This window comes from Marinoscillum furvescens DSM 4134 (assembly GCF_003386095.1).
GTDB lineage: Bacteria > Bacteroidota > Bacteroidia > Cytophagales > Cyclobacteriaceae > Marinoscillum > Marinoscillum furvescens.
The window spans coordinates 89,051-112,255 of sequence record NZ_QREG01000016.1 but is presented as its reverse complement, the minus strand read 5'-3'; the positions used below and the strand labels follow the sequence as shown (position 1 = coordinate 112,255).

Below are 23,205 nucleotides of genomic sequence, written 5' to 3'. Positions count from 1 at the left end.
ATGAAAAAACTCGCTTTTATGATTTGTCTGAGCGCCATGTTGGCTGCTTGTCAGAAACCTTGTTCAAACCAGGAAATTACGAGCAATACTGCAGTGACCAAAGATAAGTTTTATCACTACTCTATATGGTATGCTTTTGTAAACCGGATTTTCGATGGAGAATTAACTGCCGAGCGATTATACCAGAATGGAGATCTCGGACTTGGTTCCTTTGATCGATTGGATGGTGAGTTGATCATGCTAGACGGAAAGCTGTATCGTGCTACGGAGGATGGTAAGGTGACTATAGCACAACCAAAGGATAAAATTGCCTATGTAAACGCTACATTTTTTGAAGCTGACCACACCTTTGAGGTACAGGCTAGCAACTATGACGAACTGCGTGCCGCTATCAATGCTCGTTTACCTTCTCGAAACATCTTTTACGCTTTTAAAATTTCCGGTGAGTTTGACTACATGAAGTGTGGTGGATTGCACAAACAGGATAAACCGTTTGATACGGGCCTGGATGTTTTGATCCCAAATCGACCAATTTTCGAAAGATCAAATTTTTCAGGAACCATGGTCGGTTTTTTTAGTCCGGATTTTATCGGAGATATCAACGTGGCTGGATACCACCTGCACTTTGTGTCTGATGATGAGCAGTTTGCTGGCCATGTTATGGACTTTAAAGCATCTAGCTTGCAAGTACATGTAGACGAACTTTATGCTTATGAGTTCGAATTGCCTCGTCAAAAGGAGTATCTCGAAGGTGATTTTGATAAACGTTTCCAATACGAAAAGAAATGATGAGGTTAGTCACATATATTCTTGTAGGTCTCATCTTTGGTGCAGTTAGCGCCCAACCCAGTGTGTCGGGTGATACGGACTCGCCACTGGTGAAATTTGGGATAGCGGAGATAGCCTCTGCCCTTACTGCACAGCAGGAGAAGATAAGTGTACATTTCGAGGTTTCGCCAGCAGCAGATGAGCAAAGCTACAGGCTAACCTACACCGCAGGGCAAGTAAAAATATCTGGAGATGAGCTCGGCGTAATGTATGGGGCCCTGGAAGTGGCCGAATGGATTAACACACAGCAAGATTTAGAGCATTTAAATGGAAAACAAGGCACACCCTACCTGCATAACAGAGGCTTGAAGTTCAATATTCCTTTAGATGCACGTGCACCCAGCTATGATGATACAGGAGATGCTGCCCAGCGCAACATTCTCCATATGTGGGATATGACCTTTTGGCGTGCTTTTTTTGATCGCATGGCAAGGTATCGATACAATGTGCTTTCCCTGTGGTCTCCCAATCCTTTTCAGGTGATGACAAAATTGCCAAACTATCCCGAACTGGCTCTCGACGATGTATACGTGACTACTCTCACTCCTCAGGGACCTGTAGGGGAGTGGGGAGATGCTGGAGGACTTACCGAAAATGTGCTTTCCAATCTGAAAAAGGTGAAAACCATCACCATCGATGAGAAAATTGCGTTTTGGAATCAGGTGTTTGACTATGCGAAAAGCCGAGGGGTGAACATCTACCTGTATACCTGGAATATCTATACAAACGGTACATATGGCCAGTATGGGCTTTCAGATGATATAGATAATTCGGCCACTAAAGCTTACTACAGGGAGGCTATACGAGTGTTTCTTGAAACCTATCCGCAAGTAAAAGGAATAGGCATTACAGCTGGCGAGCGAATGGAAGTGGGTGAAGGTAAGGATGTAGCTGATGAACGCGAGCGATGGCTTTGGGAGACTTATGGGTTAGGTATTCTTGACTATAAAAAAGACCACCCAGAGCGGACAGTGAATTTTGTACATCGTGTATGGTATTCTAAGTTTGATCAGATCATGAAGTACTGGTCGCAGTATCCAGATCCTTTTGATGTCGGATTTAAATATGTCAAGGCAAGAATCTACTCGTCTCCGCAAGAGTCTCCGTTCATCGGAGGACTAAAAAAAGGACTTGAAGCCAGTAACCTCAAATGTTGGTGGAACTTGCGAAATGATGACATATTCGTGTATCGATGGGGTGATCCTGATTATGTTAGGACCTTCATCTCCAATCTCCCCGATGGAATTACCGCCGGGTATCATATGGGTGCAGATGGATATGTGTTTGGGAGAGTGTTTTCTGATAAAAATCCATCCATACAAGGTACTATGGAACTGGACAAGCACTGGTATAAATTCATGCTTTGGGGAAGGTTGGGGTATGACAACTCTATTCCGAATAAACATTTGGCTTCTTTGTTGAAAACCCGATATCAGGTGGAAAATGAACAGTTGTTGATGGATGTCTGGCAAACGGCTTCAAAGGTCATTCCTCAGGTTAACCGGTTTACTTTTCATACAGGGGACAGGCATTGGGCTCCAGAAATGTGTGCCTCACGCGAAACTTTCCGGTTCACCCCCTTCTTCCGCGTACCGCGCCCTATGCCCCACACAGGCATTTTATCCCCCAAAGACTTTGTGGCAGGTAAATCGGGAAGTGTAGGTCCATTACAAATTGCAGACAGCCTCATGCTTTGGGGAGATCAGGTGTTGACCAGAGTTGACCAGATCAAAGGTGTAGGCTATGATCTTCCTGAAGTAAAAAATGATATGAAGGCCTTTGCCTGGCTAGGAAAATACTATGCATATAAGATAAAGGCAGCCGTGCTGATGGAGCGCATGACAACTACTCATCAACCTTCTACTTTGGAGGTTCAACTACAGGAAACAATGCGTGAAGCTACAGAATGCTGGCTAAATTATGCCAGATTGTCTGAGGCCCATTATCGACCTCAGATGTATGCCAGAGTACAGAAAATGGACTGGCAAAAGCTTACGAAAATGGTACAGCTTGATGAAGAGTTGGTAGTCAACTATCGTAGCACGAATAGTTTACCATCGATGCTTCAAATGACTTCTCCAAAAGTAGGGTTGGAGTATCCAGTCCGAGGAAGTACAAAACATGTGCTCGCCACCATACCAAAAGCTGGAGAAATACACCTTGCCTTATATGATGACCGTGACGAACTGGTAAACTATTACGTTCATCAGGGAGTGAAAGGAGCTAATAAGCTGGTTTGGGAAGACCTTAGTCCCTGGTATCTAAAAAGCAACCACACATTGGTTTTACTTTTTGATGGTATGACTCAATCATTGAAGATTTCAAAATAAGGGTAGCGTTTAGAAATAGTTCAGTTCAAATAATCCACTTCCTGACGAGGATTAGTTAGTATGCAGAACGAAGCAAAACGATTATGAGATACATCAACATAGCACTTGTAGTGCTGGGGTTCTCTTGCCAGAAACATGAAAAAATATACGAGCCTACCTGGGAATCCCTTCAGCAGCACGAAACACCATCTTGGTTTCAGGATGCCAAATTTGGGATCTACTTTCACTGGGGACCTTACAGTGTACCCGCCCATCAGACGGAGTGGTATTCGCACTGGATGTACGTAAAAGATCATCCGGTGAGAGCTCATCATGAGGCTACCTATGGGCCACTGGATGAGTTTGGTTACAAAGACTTTATCCCCATGTTTACCGCTGAGCATTTTGATGCTCAGGAGTGGGCCAGGTTATTCAAAGCATCCGGAGCACAGTTTGCAGGCCCCGTGGCAGAGCATGCCGATGGCTTTGCTATGTGGGATAGTCAGCTTACCGAGTGGGATGCTGTAGATATGGGGCCTGGGCGTGACATAGTAGGCGAGATGGAAAAAGCCATAAGGGCTGAGGGTATGAAATACCTGGTGACCTATCACCGCCATTGGATGTATGCCTGGTACCCAACCTGGGATACCACCACAGATGCTGGAGATCCGAAATTTGCGGACTTGTATGGCCCTAAAGTACCTGAGGGCACCTTTGTGATGGCAAACAAACCGACGGACCCCTTGCCAGACGAGGCCTTCAATCAGGAGTGGCTAGACAGACTCAATGAGCTGATGGACAACTACCAGCCAGACATGATCTGGTTTGACAACAAAATGGACATCATCGGCGAAAAGTATAGGAAACAGTTTTTGGCTAACTATTACAATAGAGCTGAGCAATGGGATCGTGAGGTAGTTTGTACCTATAAGTTTGAAGACTTAGCGAAAGGTTCAGCTGTACTTGATCTGGAGCGTGCTCGCATGAGCGAAAAAAAGGACTTTCCGTGGCTGACGGATGACTCTATGGACTGGAAAGCCTGGTCGTATATAGAAAATCCACGCTATAAATCCACAAACCGGCTCATAGATTTTTTGGTGGATGTGGTGAGTAAAAATGGCTGTGTATTGCTCAACATTCCTCCACGGGCGGATGGTACTATTCCCGAGCCCGTTCGCCAACGCCTCATGGAAATGGGGGAGTGGCTAAAAATCAATGGAGAGGCGATCTACGGCACACGACCCTGGAGAATATATGGCGAGGGTCCACAAGAAATTGTGGAAGGGCATTTGAGTGAAAATCAAAATCCAGATGCAACTGCAGAGGACATTCGTTTCACACAAAAAGATGGCGTACTTTATGCGATTGTGCTTGCCTGGCCGGAAAATGAGCTGATCATCAGAATTCTCGGAAAAGATAAAGGCATGTTAGATAAAGAGGTATCGTCAATCTCACTGCTGGGACATGGGGAACTACAAGGCTGGCAGCAGGAAGGTGATGGGCTCCGCGTTAAACTGCCTACAAACCCGGTGGGTAAACACGCTTTTGCGCTGAAGCTTACCCTGGAAGGAAGCTAGACAAACGCTTGCTCAAATTTATCGAGGGCAAAGGCCTATTTTAAGCGCTGAAAATAGCATGTTTATGAGATTAATTTTAGCCCTACTCTTAGTGATATCGCTGCAAGCTACAGCGCAAGATCGTCCGAATATCCTCTGGATACTCACCGACGATCAGCGCATGGACTCCAATGGTATTTTTAATAAAACTACGACAGGAATTAGTGATAGCCCGCTAGGTATGGTGTCATCACCCAATGTGGATGCACTGGCGGCAGAAGGAGTGTTTTTTGTCAATAACTATTGCAATTCACCGGCATGTGCGCCTTCTCGAGGGAGTATGATCACTGGCAAGTACCCGCATCACACTGGTATTTATGGATTCGAGCAAACCCACGATCAGGTGGACTATTTCACGAAAACATTGCCTGAGCTGATGAGTGATTTGGGGTATCGCACTACACTAATGGGCAAGAGTGGCTACCGCATATTTGAATGGGGTCCGGGAGTCACCTGGAACGATCTCGGATTTTACGATTTCAAAATCGATAACAAAAACGATCTGGCTAAGCTTGGCTTTTCTGACTGGTTCTCTAATGTGTTTTGGGAAGGAGGAAAGAAGGTTGGTGTTCGCAATGAGTTTCATTTCCCCGATGGCAGCATGAAGTACTACTATACCGAGCGGGAAGGTGGGCTCACGGCTCAGGATGCGGCTGATAAGGCCGCCATTGTAGAGGAGCTAGACCTGCTCTTTTCATATACCAGATCCAATCCAAACCTAATAATCGGAGGAGTAAACTCCCAGGAATCAGGCAAAACGCTAGATGGGTATGTGTTGGATGAGTTTAAAAATTACCTTGAAAATCAGGACAAAACTTATACTACACTGGCGGGTAAAACGGTACAGGGAGCCAAGCCTTCGCAACCTCAGTTTTTGAGCTTGTCTTTTCATTTTCCTCACACCCCTGTGATGCCTCCTAAGGAGTACAGAGATAAGTTTAAAGACGAGATTTATGCCATTCCGGAGTTTGACCAGAGTGAGGTGGATAAGCTGCCTGCCCAGATGAAGGACCTTTACGAACAACTACAGATCGATGGGCTGAGCTATGAAGAAAAGCAACAAGCTATACGGGATTATTATGCGTTTTGTGCGTATGGCGATCATTTAGTGGGGGAGGCTATAGATGCTTTCAAAGCGTACAGTGAGCGCAATGGCCAGGAGTACCTCATACTGTACGTAACTGGCGACCATGGCTGGCATCTGGGCGAGCAGGGGATTGAGGCAAAATTCACTCCCTGGCAGCTCTCCAATCACGGAGCGGCTATAGTAGTGTCATCAGATAAAACCAAATACCCTCCGGGTGAAGTATACGAAGGCTTTACCGAATATGTGGATTTTGTGCCTACGATGCTTGCTGCTGCAGGTGCTGATCTTTCTAACGAAGCGTATGAATTTTTGGATGGTCAGGATATGGGCGCCAGACTGCAGGAGGATGATGTGCCCAAAGCATACATCATCGGAGAAATCAACAGCGTAGGTGGTCCCAGGGCTTATATGCGTACGGAAGATTTTGCCTTTTCTATGCGTACCCGCAAAGGTTGGGGTAGACCGGGCAAGCAATACGCCCCTAACGAAAATATTGAATGGGCGCTCAATGCCTCTTTTGAAGAGGCGAGCCTGGCCCTGTATGACTTGCGCGTAGATCCTGCAGAGCGAAGCAATGTGTCGTTTGATCCGGCTTACAAAGAACTGACAGAATGGTTCCGCCAAAAGCTTGGCAATATCGTACTGGGAGATGGGCGCATAGAGACAGACTGGAGTCAGCAAAATGTATGGAACCGCACTGATTTTGCACTTGGTGCTGATGATAAAAAGCTCAACATACCTGAAGAGATTGTACCTAAGGTAGCTCATGTGAAAATAGCTGAAAGCCGCATGGAGGTAGAGCCCGGCGAGCGCTATCAGCTTACAGCAGAGGCAGGAGCAGAACCCATTACCTGGTCCAGCAATAACCCCGAGGTAGCCACGGTGTCTGCTACTGGCGAAGTGACCTGTCTGGCTGAAGGTAGTGCTGGGATCCATGCTACACTGGCCAATGGGGCCTCCGATGTATGTGTAGTGTACACTGCTCAGGAGACACCAGAGGAGCCTGCCCTGGGTGCAAAAAAAAAGAGTAAACTAGCACACCCTTTTCCAAATCCATTTGAAAACGAACTCAACATCGAAGGGCTAAAGGGGCAAATTGATCAAATAGAGGTAGTAGATGAAGCGGGCAGGCAAATAGAGCAGATTACCGGCGTGCACAGCCTGGAGATGAAGTATATTGGTAAGGAATGGAAAAGCGGTACCTATTTTTTAAGACTGTACCGGGGTGACGAAGTGGAGGTTTTTAAAGTCCTAAAAAAGTAATATTTGAATGAGTTGTAAAACTATGGGGAAGTGGATGGTGCTCGTGTGCCTGGTTTGTTTGCAGTGGTCAGTAAGCGCACAAGAGCGTCCAAACATCGTATGGATTGTTTCGGAGGATAACTCCAAGCATTATTTAAAGCTTTTTGATGACAATGGAGTGGAGACACCTCATATCGAAAAACTGGCCCAACAAGGCGTGAAGTTTACCAGAGCATTTTCTAACGGGGCTGTTTGTAGTGTGGCCAGGTCGGCCATCATTTCGGGTTGTTATGGCCCACGTACAGGCACGCAGTTTCACCGGCATCAGGAGCCGGCGCCTATGCCCGATGGTGTGGAGATGTTTCCTGCATACCTGCGAAAAGCAGGATACTATACCGCCAACAATGCCAAGGAAGACTACAATTTTGTGAAAGGTGATAACGTATGGGACGAATCGTCTAAAAAAGCGTCCTGGAAGAATAGAGGGGCAAATCAGCCCTTTTTCTATGTGCACAACATAGGTACTACCCATGAATCCAGACTGCATTTTAGTAAAGAGGACATGCAGCAGCCTACTAAAGTAAATCCGGATGCCTATCAGGTACAACCCAACCATCCGGATACGGAGCTTTTTCGATATACCAATGCTTATTACCGTGATAAAATCCAGCAGATGGATGCTCAACTGGGCGAAGTGGTAGAAAAGCTGGAAGCTGACGGGCTGCTAGATGATACGTTTATTTTCTATTATGGAGATCATGGAGGCGTGCTGCCAGGCAGCAAAGGATACATTTACGAGACCGGGCTTCACGTGCCCATGGTAGTGTATGTGCCAAAAAAGTATCAGCATTTGGTGGCTGCTCCCACTGGAGGGGAAACCGATGCATTTGTGAGTTTTGTGGATCTCGGGCCCACGGTTTTGCATTTGGCTGGAGTGGAGGTGCCTGCTGGCATGGACGGAAAACCCTTTCTGGGGAAAGCTGTGTCGGCCAAAAAGCTAGCGAAGCGAAACATCACCTATGGGTATGCCGACCGGTTTGATGAAAAATACGACCTGGTCCGCTCAGTGCGAAAAGGAAAGTACAAGTACATCAGAAGTTATCAGCCATTTACCATAGATGGGCTGCAGAACAACTACCGATATAAGCAGCTGGCTTATGAAGAGTGGCGATCACTCTATTTGGATGGGAAACTGGATCATGCCCAGACAGCCTTTTTTGAGCCTCGGCCGGCAGAGATGCTGTTTGATGTGGAGGAGGACCCTTATGAAACCAAAAACCTGGCTAAAGACCCTCAGTTTGCGAAGACGCTTCGGGACTTGCGAGATGAGCTTCACGAGTGGGTGACCTCCATGCCCGACCTATCCTTCTATCCAGAACATGTCTTGCTGTCGGATGCGCTTACCGATCCCGTGACATTTGGGAAGCAAAATAAAAAGCAGATCCAACGCTATTTAGCGATTGCGGATTTGATGTTGCAGCCATTTGATCAGGTGCAGAGTCGTCTGGCCAAAGCGCTGGCAAGTGAGGACCCCTGGGAACGCTACTGGGCGCTCATCGCCTGCAGTACATTTGGGACAGACGCAGAACTATTTTATGATCAGGCTGAAACTATGCAACAGACCGATCCCGAACTGCTCAATAGAATTCGTGCCGCGGAGTTTTTGGCTGTAGCCAAAGGACAAAACCCCGAAAAAGCGATGACGGAAGCCTTGTGCAAATCAGAAAACCCTACGGAAGCCCTACTTATGCTCAATACTATCACCCTCATGAATTCCGCTCCGTATGGTTTTGCTGTAAGGGTAGAAGCATCCCGTCTAAACCCTGTTGTTCGCGATGATAATCAAGTGAAATGGCGGTTGGAATATTTGACACATTGAGTATAGGGTGGCCGTGACAGGAAATGGGAAAGCGCAAAAGTTATTTTTCAATCGAGGAGTGGTATGTGATGTAGTTAATTCTATTATTTTTAGGCCTTGCTTTTAATTACCGTCATGAGATTTAATATTCTTTCCTCAATACTACTTCTTTCGTTTGCAGCATCTGCCCAGAAACTTTTCGATCCTGGATATATCATACAAAATGGAGATACGATCAGAGGTGAGATCAAACGAACCTTAATTGGGGAGGTAGTAAACAGCTGTGAGTTTAAGGCTACACCTGAAGCAAAGCCAGTTACTTATCTTTCTTCACAAATTGATGGCTTTGGCTTTACTGAAGGCCTTCATTATGAAGCTGCCCAAGTTGATATCACTGGTGTGCCTAAAAGTGTTTTTTTGGAACGCATACTTACAGGGCCTATGAATCTTTATTTGCTGGATTTTGAGGTGCGCGACTATTTTTTCGTCACTTCGAATGGTGAAATTCTTGAATTGAAATATAATGAAGTCACTATCGTGGATAAAGAAACGGGTAAGACATTCAAGAAGTTTATGAGTGACTATAAAGGACTTTTGCTGTATTTGTTTCAGGATTTTGATCAGATGACACTTTATGTGGAAAGCGCTACCTATACCTATAACTCTTTGGTGCGCGTAGTAAAAAAGTACAACAAACTGGTGTGTCCAGAATGTAGTGAAAGTAAAAATCGCGAAAACGATTATCTAATGATCGAGCCGTCCGTGGGGATTCGCTTTTTTTATACTCAGTTGGGGAGGAAGGATGAAAGTATTTATACCTCCAAAATTCATTCGGATATTTTTGGGTTAAGGTTTACTAAAGTGAGAGCCAGGTCCAATTACCGGTTAGCAACTGGGGTTGGGGTGTTTTTCACACACCATGACCACAAGTTTTACCCAGAATTCTATATTCAAGGGCAAGATTACATTCTTCATCGATACAACTTGGTAGAAGTTCCTTTGAGTGTTGAATATTTCTTCGGCAAAAGGCAATTGAAGGGGGTAATGCGAGCACAGACCCAAATAGGGTATATGAAAGACGGATATAGTGCTACCGAACGTGTGTCAACCTTTACCGGGAGAAAACAAACAGAAACAACTTCTGGAAGTAGAGGGGTATTTCATTTAGGAGGAGCCCTTAGCGCAGGTCTGATTTTTATACCGAGTGAAAACATCTATTTCAGGATTGATGCAACGGGCTGGTATAACCAAAGCCTATATCAAAATAATATCTATGCAGAATATGCCGTGCCTAGTTGGTCTTTGACCGCAGGGTTGGGAGTTCGATTGAACTCAACTACCTGGTAGCCCTCACTCATCCACCAATGGCTCGCGGTGCTCGTCCATGCGTTGCAGTGCTTTTACTTCATATTCTCTGCGTAGCATAAAGAGCGGGCGCTCTAGTTGGCTTTCCCAGCTCCATAGCTGTTTGAAAAGCTCCCGTACTTTATCTGGATACTCATAGGCCAGATTGTTTTCTTCGGCAGCATCATCAGGGAGATAGTAGAGCTCGGCAGGCCGGTCGGGGTAGCGAATAAGCTTCCAGTCTTCGTGTCGGATTATTCCTCTGTTCTCTTTTTTCCAGTAGAGAGTTTTGTGCGGGCGACCAGTGGCAGTGTTGGTGAGGTAAGGGAGCAGATCTACTCCGTCTAGTCCATTAATCTGCTTAGCGTTGCCTCCGGCTGCATTTACAAAAGTAGGGAGCAGGTCTAGCGTACTGATGGGAAAGGAGAAAGTCGAATTGGCTGGTGCCACACCTGGCCATTTCATTACAAAAGGTACCCTGATGCCACCTTCCAGGTTGTTGGACTTGGCCCCACTGAGTGGGTAGTTGCTGGTCATAGTGCCTACGGGACCTCCATTGTCATTGGTAAACACTACCAGTGTGTTTTCTTCTAGTCCCAGCTCCTTCAGCTTAGTCAGAATCTGCCCACATGCACGATCCATTGCCAGCGTCATGGCGGCCAGCGTCTTTCGCTTGCCGGTGAGTCCTTTGATTTGCTCCAGGTCTTCGTCCTTTGCGTGGAGTGGTGAGTGTACCGCATTGAATGATACATACATGAAAAATGGGTTTTGCTGATTGCGAGCTATAAAATCACATGCTTCACGAGCTATTGCATCTGTGAGGTATTCCTCTGGTTCTTCGTGGTTGCCAAAACCGTGTTCCCAGCGATCCTCGGGACGCTTTTTAGCCTCTTCGTCGCTGAGCGCCCAAAAGCTTCTGGCACCACCTCTAAACCCATAAAACTCATCAAAGCCACGTTTTAAAGGGTGGTATTTATCAGCATTGCCCATGTGCCATTTTCCGAGTAGTAAGGAGCGGTAGCCCAGTGGGTTGAGGTGATCGGCTATGGTTTGCAGGTGTAGGGGGAGTCCCATTTCATCGCCCATTAGTTTAGACGATTGGCTCATGTAGCCTGGTACATTGTTTTCTTCAAAACCAAAGCGCTGTTGGTACATCCCCGTGAGCATACCGGCACGGGATGGCCCGCACACAGCAGCGGTGGTGTAGGCTTGCTCAAAAACCACTCCTTCCCGGGCAAGTACATCCAGGTTAGGAGTAGGAAATGTGTTGCTGCCCTGAAAGCCAAAATCATGGTAACCTGCGTCATCAGCAAATAGCAGAACAATGTTGGTGTGCTGCGCAAATACCAGAGTTGGGAATAGCGTAAGCACGAGGATCAAATGGAGCAGTTTCTTCGAAATGATTTTCATAGACTACACATCGGATTAATTGCACAAGATAATGTTTCGACTACTCTCATCATCCCCGGTTGAACTGAACAAAAACTGAACAGAGGTGCTTTGCAGAGCCTTCTGAGCAACCCTTTGCCTACAATCAATTGAACAAGCCACTTTAGCTTGTAGCTGATTAGAGAATTGCTTCAATCAGACTAAACAATTATTTATGAAAAAATCATTATCGATTACATTGATGCTGATGTGTACCCTTGGGTTTGCTCAGCAGCAAGTTTCTATAAAAATCAATCCGACACATACACGGGGTATCGAAGGGCACAAGGAGTTGGACCGCTCGAAGTATTTTAACCTGGCGGCAAACGTAAACGAAATGAAAAAGGTGCTCACCCCCGAGCAGGAAACTGAATACCTGGACAACCTGGACATGACACTTGGCCGAAGGCTGGGCCTGGTATTTAGTGAAAAGCGCTGGGGGAATAGCATTCAGGAAGATCCCAACCGCCCTGGTTATATCGATGTGGAGTATTTCATCAACAAACAGAATCCTAATGACAATGGTCTGGAAGCCTATAAAGCAAAGTATGGCTCAAAGCAGGGACTAGCCCTCCACGACCGACACAATGCTTATCCTGATTTCATGGACCTATATATTCCTGATGGAAGTGATCAGGCTATGCCAGGCAACATCGATGCTGCGGCAGAACTGGCAGCCTTGGCTTTGAAATACACCTTTACCGACTTTCAGCGACCAGATTTTTATGAGATTGTCAATGAGCCTGACTGGAGGTTTGGTGGTGAGCAGAGGTTTTATGACTTACATACAGCCGTAAATGATAAAGTAGATGAGCTGGGACTGGATGTGAAAGTAGGCGGACCGTGCAACTCTGTGAGCTACTACTACCGCAGAGAATATGATCGTTTGACCAATTTCACTGACTTCATAGATGGTACGAATGCTGAACTTGACTTCTATTCTTTTCATACCTATGACTACATGGGCTGGGATGGAAATGATTTCGTAGGGTCAATAAGCTCTGGATTGCCATTAGAAGGGGTGTTTGATGGGATCGCCGCGTTCATGCACAACAAATATGGAAAAGAATTCAAATTCGTTGGGTCTGAGCATGGAGCGTACTTTACCGATGCAGCAAAGAAAGAAGAAGTTTATGAAGAGCTGGGTTCTCAATATTTTCCGGGATCGGGTTTTGAGTACGAAATGGAGAAGCGAAACATTGATAATTTCATCATGGTAAATGGGGCTATTGCCAATACGCTTACTTTTATGAACAGCCCACATATCGTGGAAAAGGCCGTGCCTTTTATCCTATTGGAGTCATCGGGGTGGGATCCAAAATATTACTCTAGCCTATTGGTAAAAGAAAATTTCCAGAAATCCAGTTCGAAATGGGTGGAGTCCAGACTGATCGATTATTTCAAGTTTTTCAAAGATGTAAAAGGCAGGAGGGTAGAGTTTTGGAACGATGATCCAGATATTCAAAGCTTTGCTTTTGTAAATGATCACCAGCTTATCGTGGTACTGCACAACCAAAGCAATACCGAGGCGAACGTGAACCTGGAAGTAGATGAATTTTCTGGAAAGGTAAAAGATGTGCTGGTACGCACGCTCGGACGCAAAGTAGACTTTAGGCCTGAATTTAAAGAAGAAACGTATGCTACATTGCCCGAAGTGACCCTGACAGCACAGGGTTCTGGTGTGGTGTTTGTCAACTACGAATCTTCTATTCCTGAAGAGGAAGACCTGGATGAAAAAGTATACTACAGCACCACCTGGGGGCAGACCTTTACAGGTAGCAAGGATTTCGTCATCAACATCGACGACCTGCAGCAGGTGCGAAGTGCTACGCTGCGTGTGGGGGTGAGTAGAAATAAAGACAATCCTAAAGACGTGGAGATTACTCTCAATGGTAGCAAGCTCAATGTACAGCTAGAAGATTGCGCAGAGCGCATCACCGGTGATGACTATGCCACTACCAAAATCATTCATGTGAATCCAGCACTAGTCAAGGCTGAAAACAAGGTAACCGTAAACTTTCCTGATGGCAAATCTGGAGGAGTAGGAAGTGCCGTGCTGCGTGTGACATACGGAGAGCCTATAGCCACCAGCGAGGTGTTAGGCAGTTCTCCCAGTGGGTCGTTTGTGATCTACCCCAATCCGGGGAAGGACACCTTTGAAGTAAAAGCCAATGAAGTAGGCAGCATCAAAGTATACGATGCAAAGGGCGCACTGCTGCTAGAGCAGCCAGCCGTTGCTGGAGTCAATAAGGTGAAGCACAACCTAAATAAAGGGGTATACATGGTAAATTTCGTTTCGCAAAGGAATGATGCCATCTCGCGACAAAAACTAATCGTTCAGTAGAATTTCTTCTGCCACAAACAAATGGAGGTTTCCTGCACAAACCTTTGCATAGACAAAGGACGCACGAAATCTCCATTTTGCATTTTTATTGCTTTATCTCCCAGTCAAAACAACTTTTTATAATGAAAGCGCGATTTGTATTTATCCTGATCCTTGTGATTTTCTGTCTCAAACTTGCTACTGCTCAAGACCGACCCACCTTCAATGCTAATGAAGAAGTGGCCAGCCTCCAGTGGGAGCTCATTCCCGAGCTTTCGGACGAATTTGACGGTAAGTCCCTCGATGAAGATAAGTGGATCAATGCGGATCCCAAGGGCTGGCGTGGACGTCCTCCAGGTATTTTTAAAGCCAATACCGTAAGCCTGAAAAAAGGTAAGTTGGCGATCACCAATTATCAATTGAAAAAGCCTGAAACACTAAAGGGGAGAGAATTTACCCATGCAGGTGGACACATTCAATCGCGCAATGCGGCAAGCGTAGGCCAGTACTTTGAGTGTAGAATGAAAGCCAACAAGACCTTTATGTCATCTACTTTTTGGCTAATCAACAATAAAGGGCAACTTGAAGGATGTGACCGACGTGTGATTGAGCTCGATATACAAGAGAGTGTGGGGCACATCACTACTGATGCTGCCTGGGCTCAGGAGTTTAATACCAAAATGAACTCCAATACACACAGCCGACAGGTGACCTGTGATGAGCCCGAAGGTATCAAGGGCAATAAGGCACCACTCGGAGGCAAATGTTATGACGACTACCACGTGTTTGGTGCCTGGTGGAAAAGCCCTACTGAGGTGCAGTTTTTCCTTGACGGTAAGCATGTAGGCACGGTGGAGCCAGCGGCGGCTTTTGACCTGCCCATGTACCTCAAGATGGTGACGGAGACCTATGACTGGAACCCTGTGCCAGCAGACGGTGGCATGAACATGAGCAAATCAGACCGTACCACCTACTACGACTGGGTGAGATCCTGGAGATTGGTGAAGTAGACTCAGTACTAGTTAAGAAATGATAGGATTCCCAAAGTTTACCATATGAGGAAATCGATAATTTTAGGATTGTCGCTCTGCATGGCTCTTGGTGTATATGCTCAAGAGTCCACTGAAAGCATTAGCTGGGAAGAGCTCAAAACGCATAAGGCTGCACCTGATTGGTTTCAGGACGCCAAGCTGGGAGTTTACTTTCATTGGGGGGTGTATTCGGTGCCGGCATGGGGAAGTGAGTGGTATCCCAGGTGGCGCTATACGCCAGATCGTGTAGGTTGGGGTGAGGATATTTATGATTATCATAATACCACCTACGGTGATACGGCACACTACCATGATTTTATTCCGCTGTGGAAGGCGCCGCATTTCGATGCAAAGGAATGGGTAGATATGTTTGAAAACATGGGTGCCCGGTTTATTGGGGCCATTGCTGAGCATCATGATGGCTTTTCTCTTTGGGATAGTCAGGTAAACGAGTGGAATTCAGCTCAAATGGGGCCAGAAATCGATGTGGTAAAACAGATCGGAGATGAGGTAAAGAGCAGAGGCTTAAAGTACATGACCACCTTTCATCATGGCTTTCACATGATGTTTTATCCCAAACAGGAAAATACCTGGACACGGCCAGTAAGCAACTACAGTTTGGTATATGATTCGGTGCTGGTACCACAAGAGGAGCGCTACCGTAAACTGTACTGTAACATGCACTATGAGGAGGCCAATGACCTGTGGCTGGCCAAACTAGACGAAGTGATACAGGCACATTGTCCGGATTACATCTGGATGGATTTTGGGCAGCGTTTTGTCAAAGAGTCTCACCGCAAAGCTTTTTTAAAACACTATTTTGATGAGGCCAAGGCTCGCAACAAGGAAGTAGTTGTCAATACCAAAGGGCATTTTTTCCCTCAAGAACTGGCGGTGGTCAATGTGGAGCGTGCCACGATGCCCGATATTCAAGAGGAGGTATGGATCACTGATTTTATACTGGGCAGCTCGTGGTGCTACAATAAGGCCAGGCGCACAGCTATCAACCCCAGCAAAGCCATTAGAATCTTAGCTGAAGTAGTAAGTAAGAATGGTGTCATGCTGCTCTCGGCCGGCCCCATGGCAGATGGTACCATGCCAGCAGAGCAGGTAGCAGCTATGGAGGCTATAGGCGTGTGGATGAATAGATACGGTGAGGCGATCTATGGTACGCGTCCTTTTATAGTGTATGGGGAAGGTCCTACACAGATCCGAAAGCGGCCAAATGACAACTGGAATGAGTTTGGGGCGCTAAAAGGCGGGCTGGATGAGCTCAATGCCAAAGATGTTCGCTACACCCGAAAAGGAAATATCGTCTATGCCATTCAGCTTGGTTGGGATGAGGAGGAACCAAATAGACTGCTAACAGCTCTTAAACCAACCACACTGAAGGTAAATCAAGTAACCGTACTGGGAATTGATGAAAAAATAGAATGGAAGCAGACCAAAAAGGGGCTAAAGGTGCGCCAGCCTCAGCAGCAACCTGTGGCTGGCGATGCAGCACTAGTCTATAGAATTGTTCTGAAAGATTGATTCGCTTCAAAGTTTATACGGTGCTGTTACATAGCTTTAGAGGTATTTTTTCGATGATTTTGTCCAGTATTTGTTGAGTCTTCGAAGCAGTGTTTTATAAAACACCCCTGTTCTCAAACATATTTTAGGGTGGTACAGATGCTTGCATCAGCAGTAGATTTGATAGCAGTTCACCATTCATTTTACCTAAACCAAATGATGATAGTATCAAGCTTAAGATTTTTCTTCGTAGTGATTGGTTGTCTGTGTGCAATCAGTCTCTTCGCTACAGATTATTATGTCGCTAAGAATGGAGATGATAGCAATCCTGGTACTGAGGATGAGCCATTTCTCACTATTGGTAAAGCCGCTACGGTTTTACAGGCAGGAGATGTTTGCTACATCAAAGAAGGCGTCTACCGGGAACGGGTGAAAACCACCAACTCTGGAACGGCCGCAAGTCCAATTGTATTTAAAGCATTCGCCGGAGACCCGGTAGTGGTAACTGGCACCGAAGCACTTACAGCTTGGGAGGTGCATGACGGGCCTATTTATAAAACATCGGCTACAATGACACTTCCCGTGCGCTTTCGAGCACTCTATGTAGGGGGTAAGTCCATGGACGTGGCTCGATGGCCAAACAACACTGATCAGGACCCTTTTACCATTGATGCCGAACCGGTAGATAATGGCTCCAGATCACATATTGAGCGATCTACGATCCCTGCTGCAGATTGGTCTGGTGGCTATATCTGGTATCTGGGAGCACACTCTGGTGCCAGCTGGACCCGGCCAGTTACGGCATCTTCTGCTGGTAGGGTAGACTTTCCTGAACTTCCAGATAAATGGCCATTTAATCCACACAATCCTACAGTGATTCGCAATGAAAATAGGGGGCGGTTTTTTCTCTTTGGAAAATTGGCAGCTTTGGATGCCGAAGAAGAATGGTTCTACGATGAAGAGCAAAATGAGCTTTACCTGTATGCTCCCAGTGGTGCCGACCCCAACACATTAGCTGTAGAGGTCAGTGCACGAACAGAAACCTTTGAGCTCACGCATGATTACATCACCGTGGAAGACCTTCATGTGTTTGGTGGGGCAGTAAGAATTGCCGGAAACTACTGTGAGGTGCGAAACTGTGTAATACAGTACGGTCACAATGCGCTCGACGAGCTGGACAATTCGGATGCACAGGATGCCAGGGGTTCCATTACGATCGAGGGAAGTCACAACTTGATTGAGCAGAATTTAATCGAGTTTGGTTCTGCCAACGGAGTGGCATGCCTCTATGCCTGGAAAAACAGTACCAGCAATACCATTCATAACAACATCATCAGGTCGTTTAACACCGTTGGTATTCACTCGAACTTGATCCGGAGCAGTATCCCCCAGATGACCATTACCAACAATACACTGTATTTGGCAGGTAGAGATGGGATTTATAACAGTGGATCAAACGGTGAGATAGCCTACAATGATGTCTACGATGTAATGCGCATCAATAATGACGCGGGTATTTTTTATACAGTAGGGAAAGAAAGTGACAAAAACACTGTCATCCATCACAACTGGTTTCATGATTCCGCAGGGCCGGAGTATGCGGATGGGCGTGCAGCAGGGATCTATCTGGACAATCACAGCAAGGGCTATACGGTACATCACAACATGGTTTGGAACATTACCTGGACTGGTATTCAGATTAATTGGGACAACTGGAACATCGATATCTACAATAACTCAATCTACGAAGCAGAGTCTGCCATGGGCAGATGGGCTGGCCCTAATGGTACCAATTACACCATAGATGACATAGTGATCGAAAACAACTATGCGAATAGCGGAGAGTGGATCGGTACGCACGTGTCTACCGAAACCAATAAAATAGACCCGAACGATCCATTCGTAGACTACTCGGCGCAGGACTTTATGCCTGGCAACTCGTCTGGTCTTATCGATGGAGGTAAAGTGATAGCGGGTATTACTGATGGATATCAGGGTGCTGCCCCGGATATAGGAGCTTATGAGTCCGGTACCACTGCCTGGGTGGCAGGTGCTGATTGGGAAGCATATCCGCTACAGTTTTTTGATAGTGGCAACAAGGAAGAAGAGGAAGAAGAAAAAGAAGTGTTAAGTAGCCGTTCTGTCGCACTAAAAGTATACCCCAACCCAACGTCTGATCAGGTGACGGTCACTAGTGCTTACGGTGTAGACGCCTGGATGCTATCAGATGTGTTCGGCAGAAGGGTGAATGTGCGTATGCTGGATAGCGCTACTGATGAGTTGGTACTCGATGTTTCTGGCTTAGCACCCGGGTGGTATTTGCTCAGATGTCAGATCGGCAGAGGCAGTGTGGCAAGGCATATAGTTGTCAATAGGTAAGCTGTAGCTTAAGAAATCACAAACGTCACCGGATTTTTGGTTCGGTGGCGTTTTTTGAATCACTTTACTGCCATTTGATCGAATGCTAGTGTTTGATAGAGCTTTTTTCTCTGTTGTTTGGAGCTACGCCAGAAAAGCACTAGGTGTCAGCAGTTGAGCACCAATTACTTCACACATTCATGAATTGGCTCCATCTGGAAGATGAGCTTCATAAACACTGCTTCAGTACAGATTTCGTCAATTTTGTTGGTGGCCTGATAGCACGCCAGGCGCATGTTGCGGTATTCCTCTGTAAGTGGAAACCTCTTGATCAGAACATTTAATGGAGTAAGGGCTTTTTTATATTTCCCTTTAGTTATTAGTTTTTGAGCTTTACCAGCCAAAGACGCTTCTGAAGGCTCTTGAGCATGTTTGATGCTTGATGCAGTAGCTCCAGTGTTTAGGTTTTTCACGGTGGTTTTACTAAAACTTATGATATGCAAGGGAGGTAAAAAGTGGTCGGGAAATGACATTTCAGTTCGCTTGACTTTCGAGAATATAACCGGGAGAATAAAAGCCTTCTTGGTCTGGCTAGCAGACCACTTGTCACGTGTAGACGAAATCGCAGCGATCACTGACGAGTTTTGAGTTTTGGAAAGCGGGTTGGGGAGGTAGATGTCTTCGATCACTCCATTTTTCACCACCCAGACCAAAACTAAAACACCGGATTCATCATTAGGATACATCATTATTTGAGAGCTCACCGATTTATAAAAATCCGCAAACGAGCCTTTGTAAATGCTTTCAAGCTCTTGTTTTGGCTGAGAAAAGACAAGAAGTGGGCACCATAAGAGTAGGTAGAGTAAGTGACAGGTTTTCATACATGCGGTGATTTTTCGTGTGTATTTAATCAAGGGTAAGCTACCACTTAAGTGAAATAGAGTTGCGAGCAAAGGTTTGTCTTCTGGCTACTTGTTTTTCGAGATGCAAACCATTGCTCAATTTGGTTTTGCCGAATGGCGATACCTTAGAACTAATATTTTGAAATACCTATGAAAAAAATTTTGCTTGCAGCCCTGGTATTTGGTGTACTTGTCTCGTGTAGTCAGCGAGAAGTATCTCAAAAACCCAACATCCTATTTCTTTTCACCGATGACCAGACCTACAACTCCATTCGGGCATTGGGCAATTCGGAGATCTATACTCCCAACCTCGATCGTCTGGTGCGCCAAGGCACCTCTTTTACCAATGCCTATAATATGGGCGGATGGAATGGTGCCATCTGCACGGCTTCTCGCTCCATGCTCATTTCTGGCCGCTCGCTCTGGCGAGTCAATAACTTTCGTCAGCACTGGCAAAAGGGGGATTCGCTGGCGCAGACCTGGGGGCAGCTGATGGAAGCCAATGGATATGATACTTACATGACAGGCAAGTGGCATGTAGACGCCTCAGCCGGAAAGGTCTTCGGTCAGGCTGAGCACATTCGTCCTGGTATGCCAAAAGATGCCTGGGACCATTTTAAGATGGTAGACCTCTTTGCCAATGAAGTGGCCAATGGAGAGGTGACTCCAGAAGAAATTATGCCGGTGGGTTACAATCGCCCGCTCGATGAAAATGATACCAGCTGGTCACCTACAGATCCTAAGTTTGGTGGATTTTGGGCAGGGGGCAAGCACTGGAGCGAGGTAGTGCGTGACGATGCGCTTTCGTTTTTGGATAGTGCTCAGCAGCGTGAGAATCCATTTTTTATGTACATCGCTTTCAATGCTCCCCACGATCCTCGGCAGGCACCGCAGGAGTACCAGGACATGTACGATTTGGCGGATATTTCTCTGCCCGAAAGCTGGATGCCGGAGTATCCTTACCAGCACCTGATCGGTAACGGACCTTCACTGCGAGATGAGGCATTGGCTCCGTTTCCACGTACGGAGTATGCTACCAAAGTGCACATCAAAGAATACTACGCCATCATCAGTCACTTGGATGAGCAGATAGGGCAGATTCTGGATGCCTTAGAAGCCAGCGGCAAGCTGGAAAACACTTACATCTTTTTCACTTCAGATCACGGGCTGGCTATGGGTAGGCATGGGCTGATCGGCAAGCAAAGCCAGTTTGAGCATAGTGTGAAGCCACCGTTGATTATCGCCGGCCCTGGCATTCCGGCCAATCAGCAGCTAGAGATGCCTGTGTACTTGCAGGACCTGATGCCCACGGCACTGGAATTGGCAGGGATTAAAAAACCGGGCTATGTGGAGTTCAATAGCCTGGTGCCCCTGGCTACACGGCAGCAGACTGCTGGCAACTACCCCGCCATTTATGGAGCGTATGTAGATTCTCAGCGCATGGTGCGCAAAGGCGACTTTAAATTGATCGTTTATCCCAAAGCTGAAAAATTCCTCTTGTTTGACCTGAAAAATGATCCCGAAGAGATCAACGACCTGGCCGATGAACCGGCATATGCCGAAAAATTGCAGGAGCTAGCTACCGAACTGCTAAAACTTCAACAGCACTATGAGGATCCATTGGACATTAGCGAAATGCTCAAGGTAAAAGGGTAGACAGAAGGAGTGGTGAGATAGATGGTACATCTATTTTATTTGAAGTATAGCAGGGTCTTGTCGGCTATATCAAGGGCTTACTTGTTTATTCATTTAAGCCCTCGAGCCGGGCTGGCTCTTACCGCAGCGGCGGACCGTTTTCTTGCTTGATCAAGAAAGTAACCGAGTCCACGGTGGACAAAAGAAATCAAGGCTGTGAATAAATTCCTGAAATTCAGCTAGTTACTGCAATGAATCCAAATCGCACCGGCGACCCGGTCCCTGCGGTCAAACAGTGGATTCAGGTATGATTTTCTTAAGCTGAATTTCTGATAGAAATTTATTCGAGGCCTGTCACAAAACCTCAAAATCATAGATAATTAACGAAAACTGAGGTTTAATGAATTGGTTTAAATACCAAAAAGAGATTCATTTAGCTTAAACGGGTGTTCAAGCACAAAATCAATTATCAAGGACGCCCTATCAAAGTGTAAAGATTTCAATACGGAATCTGATAGAAGAGCAGGTAGTCTCGGATAATTTTAACTCGTACACCTTCGATATCGGTAGTTCGTCCGGTTTTAGGAATTTAGTAAGCTGATTGATTGCCTTGATAAAATTATCGAGTTGAGTTTTCTGCTATAATTCTTATTGCCATTACGCTCCTCCCAATTGGTGCGGATTTCTTTACGCTTTGCTGGGCGAATGGCGATCAGACTATTTGGAGCTTTCCTATTACCGAAAAAAGATTTCGCAATGGCGAACCACTGATATTCAGTGAACGGTGACGCCTGGTGGGGCCGTCTACTCGACCGTGCTTTCGTGTTTATATTTCTACGTTGAGCTTCAGGTGTCCGCCCAAACCTTCTCTGACGATTCGCATGAGAGTTGATAGACGAATATCGCTTGCGTTGTTCTCAATTCTCGAAATGTACGTCTTAGTTGTTCCGCACTTTTGAGCCAGTTGTTCCTGAGTCATGCCTTGGTTTTTACGCAGTTCTTGAAGCATAACCCCCAATCGAAAAGCCTCAAATCCTTCTTCAAAGGCTTCTCTAGATTCAGTCCCTCGTTCACCATATTCAGAATTTAGGTGATCATCAAAATCAATAATTTTAGTTTTGCTCATCGTAATACTGTTTTTGTAGCTTTTGAGCTAGTTTAATTTCGTTCTGCGGAGTTTTCTGGGTCTTCTTTTGAAACCCGTTCAACACCACAACCAATTTACCTTTGTCGAAAAAGCAGAAAATTCGGTAGATGTTCGTGCCTGATACCATCCGCATTTCATACAAAGTTGTTCCAGTAATATTCTTGAGATACTTTGTTGGGACACGTTCAACGGTTTTAATCAGTTTAATTGTCCAGTTTATCCGTTCCTTGATCTTGGGAGTTTGAGCGTTGTAAAACTCCCAAAAGTGCTCACCAAAGATTATTACCTTTCTGACATCACTACTTTCGCTCATACGAACGAAGTTAGCTAATTAGGTAACATGATGCAATGGGAAAAGGTTTCGGTAAGTGCATTTTCTACGTTCAGTATCTGAAACAGCAAACAAAGAATGAAAACTACCAGAATGAATTTTGTAAATACTTAGTGAATTAGTCTATTTGATCAGTCCTAAAAATGGGAAGGCTACAAGATCGATCCAATGAACAGGGACGCCTAGTCCGCCGTATACCTGCCTTTGCCGACAGGTCGGCGTGAGCTTTACACGCCGGCCGTACGTACGGTGAT

At 45.9% G+C, this 23,205-nt stretch carries 15 protein-coding genes; 11 read left to right on the top strand and 4 right to left on the bottom strand.

The genetic code is table 11. The annotated features are described in order from the left end of the window. From budA to C7460_RS16155, 6 genes are all read left to right on the top strand, one after another. Window positions 1-789 (top strand): acetolactate decarboxylase, encoded by a 789-nt coding sequence (gene budA / locus C7460_RS16180; protein ID WP_170148044.1) that lies wholly within the window; start codon window positions 1-3, stop codon window positions 787-789. Continuing rightward, complete coding sequence (locus tag C7460_RS16175) at window positions 786-3,158, top strand: hypothetical protein (RefSeq protein ID WP_115869169.1); 2,373 nt, start codon at window positions 786-788, stop codon at window positions 3,156-3,158. Before budA ends, C7460_RS16175 begins: the two co-directional genes overlap by 4 nt. An 83-nt stretch (window positions 3,159-3,241) precedes the next feature. Continuing rightward, window positions 3,242-4,714, top strand: a complete 1,473-nt coding sequence (locus C7460_RS16170) for an alpha-L-fucosidase (protein WP_115869168.1) — start codon at window positions 3,242-3,244, stop codon at window positions 4,712-4,714. A gap of 64 nt (window positions 4,715-4,778) precedes the next feature. Beyond that, window positions 4,779-7,103: a sulfatase-like hydrolase/transferase gene (locus tag C7460_RS16165; RefSeq protein ID WP_221409549.1), complete on the top strand. Its 2,325-nt coding sequence runs from the start codon at window positions 4,779-4,781 to the stop codon at window positions 7,101-7,103. A 7-nt stretch (window positions 7,104-7,110) separates the two neighbouring features. Then, on the top strand, window positions 7,111-8,961 hold the full coding sequence (locus C7460_RS16160) for a sulfatase family protein (protein WP_115869166.1): 1,851 nt from the start codon (window positions 7,111-7,113) through the stop codon (window positions 8,959-8,961). A gap of 114 nt (window positions 8,962-9,075) precedes the next feature. After that, window positions 9,076-10,287 carry a hypothetical protein gene (locus C7460_RS16155; RefSeq protein ID WP_115869165.1) on the top strand — a complete coding sequence of 404 codons (1,212 nt, stop codon included), beginning with the start codon at window positions 9,076-9,078 and terminating at the stop codon, window positions 10,285-10,287. Between the two features lie 3 nt (window positions 10,288-10,290). Here the strand turns inward: C7460_RS16155 and C7460_RS16150 are convergent, their stop codons facing one another. Continuing rightward, complete coding sequence (locus tag C7460_RS16150; protein ID WP_115869164.1) at window positions 10,291-11,694, bottom strand: sulfatase-like hydrolase/transferase; 1,404 nt, start codon at window positions 11,692-11,694, stop codon at window positions 10,291-10,293. Window positions 11,695-11,887: 193 nt separating this feature from the next. Here C7460_RS16150 and C7460_RS16145 point away from each other — a divergent pair, with 193 nt between their 5' ends. From C7460_RS16145 to C7460_RS16130, 4 genes are all read left to right on the top strand, one after another. Further along, window positions 11,888-14,056, top strand: coding sequence for a T9SS type A sorting domain-containing protein (locus tag C7460_RS16145; protein ID WP_115869163.1), 2,169 nt, complete (start codon window positions 11,888-11,890; stop codon window positions 14,054-14,056). A gap of 122 nt (window positions 14,057-14,178) precedes the next feature. Next, on the top strand, window positions 14,179-15,045 hold the full coding sequence (locus tag C7460_RS16140) for a LamG domain-containing protein (RefSeq protein WP_115869162.1): 867 nt from the start codon (window positions 14,179-14,181) through the stop codon (window positions 15,043-15,045). A gap of 45 nt (window positions 15,046-15,090) precedes the next feature. Continuing rightward, window positions 15,091-16,599, top strand: coding sequence for an alpha-L-fucosidase (locus C7460_RS16135; protein WP_115869161.1), 1,509 nt, complete (start codon window positions 15,091-15,093; stop codon window positions 16,597-16,599). A gap of 195 nt (window positions 16,600-16,794) precedes the next feature. Further along, entirely contained in the window at window positions 16,795-18,957 is a 2,163-nt protein-coding gene (locus C7460_RS16130; protein WP_170148043.1) for a right-handed parallel beta-helix repeat-containing protein, read from the top strand. 164 nt (window positions 18,958-19,121) lie between these two features. Here C7460_RS16130 and C7460_RS16125 read toward each other — a convergent pair whose 3' ends face one another. Continuing rightward, complete coding sequence (locus C7460_RS16125) at window positions 19,122-19,817, bottom strand: hypothetical protein (protein ID WP_147302985.1); 696 nt, start codon at window positions 19,815-19,817, stop codon at window positions 19,122-19,124. A gap of 171 nt (window positions 19,818-19,988) precedes the next feature. Between C7460_RS16125 and C7460_RS16120 the strand changes: the two genes are divergently transcribed. Continuing rightward, window positions 19,989-21,494: a sulfatase-like hydrolase/transferase gene (locus C7460_RS16120; protein WP_115869158.1), complete on the top strand. Its 1,506-nt coding sequence runs from the start codon at window positions 19,989-19,991 to the stop codon at window positions 21,492-21,494. 805 nt (window positions 21,495-22,299) lie between these two features. Here C7460_RS16120 and C7460_RS16115 read toward each other — a convergent pair. Together C7460_RS16115 and C7460_RS16110 are read right to left on the bottom strand one after the other, a co-directional pair. After that, window positions 22,300-22,599 carry a helix-turn-helix domain-containing protein gene (locus tag C7460_RS16115; RefSeq protein ID WP_115869157.1) on the bottom strand — a complete coding sequence of 100 codons (300 nt, stop codon included), beginning with the start codon at window positions 22,597-22,599 and terminating at the stop codon, window positions 22,300-22,302. Next, window positions 22,586-22,933, bottom strand: coding sequence for a type II toxin-antitoxin system RelE/ParE family toxin (locus tag C7460_RS16110; protein ID WP_115869156.1), 348 nt, complete (start codon window positions 22,931-22,933; stop codon window positions 22,586-22,588). The genes C7460_RS16115 and C7460_RS16110 overlap by 14 nt, the downstream gene beginning before the upstream one ends. Window positions 22,934-23,205: the final 272 nt, after the last annotated feature.

Bases quoted from the DNA above. Each gene is read 5' to 3' on its own strand.
- budA (WP_170148044.1), top strand. From the start codon at position 1: ATGAAAAAACTCGCTTTTATGATTTGTCTGAGCGCCATGTTGGCTGCT.
- C7460_RS16175 (WP_115869169.1), top strand. From the start codon at position 786: ATGATGAGGTTAGTCACATATATTCTTGTAGGTCTCATCTTTGGTGCA.
- C7460_RS16170 (WP_115869168.1), top strand. From the start codon at position 3,242: ATGAGATACATCAACATAGCACTTGTAGTGCTGGGGTTCTCTTGCCAG.
- C7460_RS16165 (WP_221409549.1), top strand. From the start codon at position 4,779: ATGAGATTAATTTTAGCCCTACTCTTAGTGATATCGCTGCAAGCTACA.
- C7460_RS16160 (WP_115869166.1), top strand. From the start codon at position 7,111: ATGAGTTGTAAAACTATGGGGAAGTGGATGGTGCTCGTGTGCCTGGTT.
- C7460_RS16155 (WP_115869165.1), top strand. From the start codon at position 9,076: ATGAGATTTAATATTCTTTCCTCAATACTACTTCTTTCGTTTGCAGCA.
- C7460_RS16150 (WP_115869164.1), bottom strand. From the start codon at position 11,694: ATGAAAATCATTTCGAAGAAACTGCTCCATTTGATCCTCGTGCTTACG.
- C7460_RS16145 (WP_115869163.1), top strand. From the start codon at position 11,888: ATGAAAAAATCATTATCGATTACATTGATGCTGATGTGTACCCTTGGG.
- C7460_RS16140 (WP_115869162.1), top strand. From the start codon at position 14,179: ATGAAAGCGCGATTTGTATTTATCCTGATCCTTGTGATTTTCTGTCTC.
- C7460_RS16135 (WP_115869161.1), top strand. From the start codon at position 15,091: ATGAGGAAATCGATAATTTTAGGATTGTCGCTCTGCATGGCTCTTGGT.
- C7460_RS16130 (WP_170148043.1), top strand. From the start codon at position 16,795: ATGATGATAGTATCAAGCTTAAGATTTTTCTTCGTAGTGATTGGTTGT.
- C7460_RS16125 (WP_147302985.1), bottom strand. From the start codon at position 19,817: ATGAAAACCTGTCACTTACTCTACCTACTCTTATGGTGCCCACTTCTT.
- C7460_RS16120 (WP_115869158.1), top strand. From the start codon at position 19,989: ATGAAAAAAATTTTGCTTGCAGCCCTGGTATTTGGTGTACTTGTCTCG.
- C7460_RS16115 (WP_115869157.1), bottom strand. From the start codon at position 22,599: ATGAGCAAAACTAAAATTATTGATTTTGATGATCACCTAAATTCTGAA.
- C7460_RS16110 (WP_115869156.1), bottom strand. From the start codon at position 22,933: ATGAGCGAAAGTAGTGATGTCAGAAAGGTAATAATCTTTGGTGAGCAC.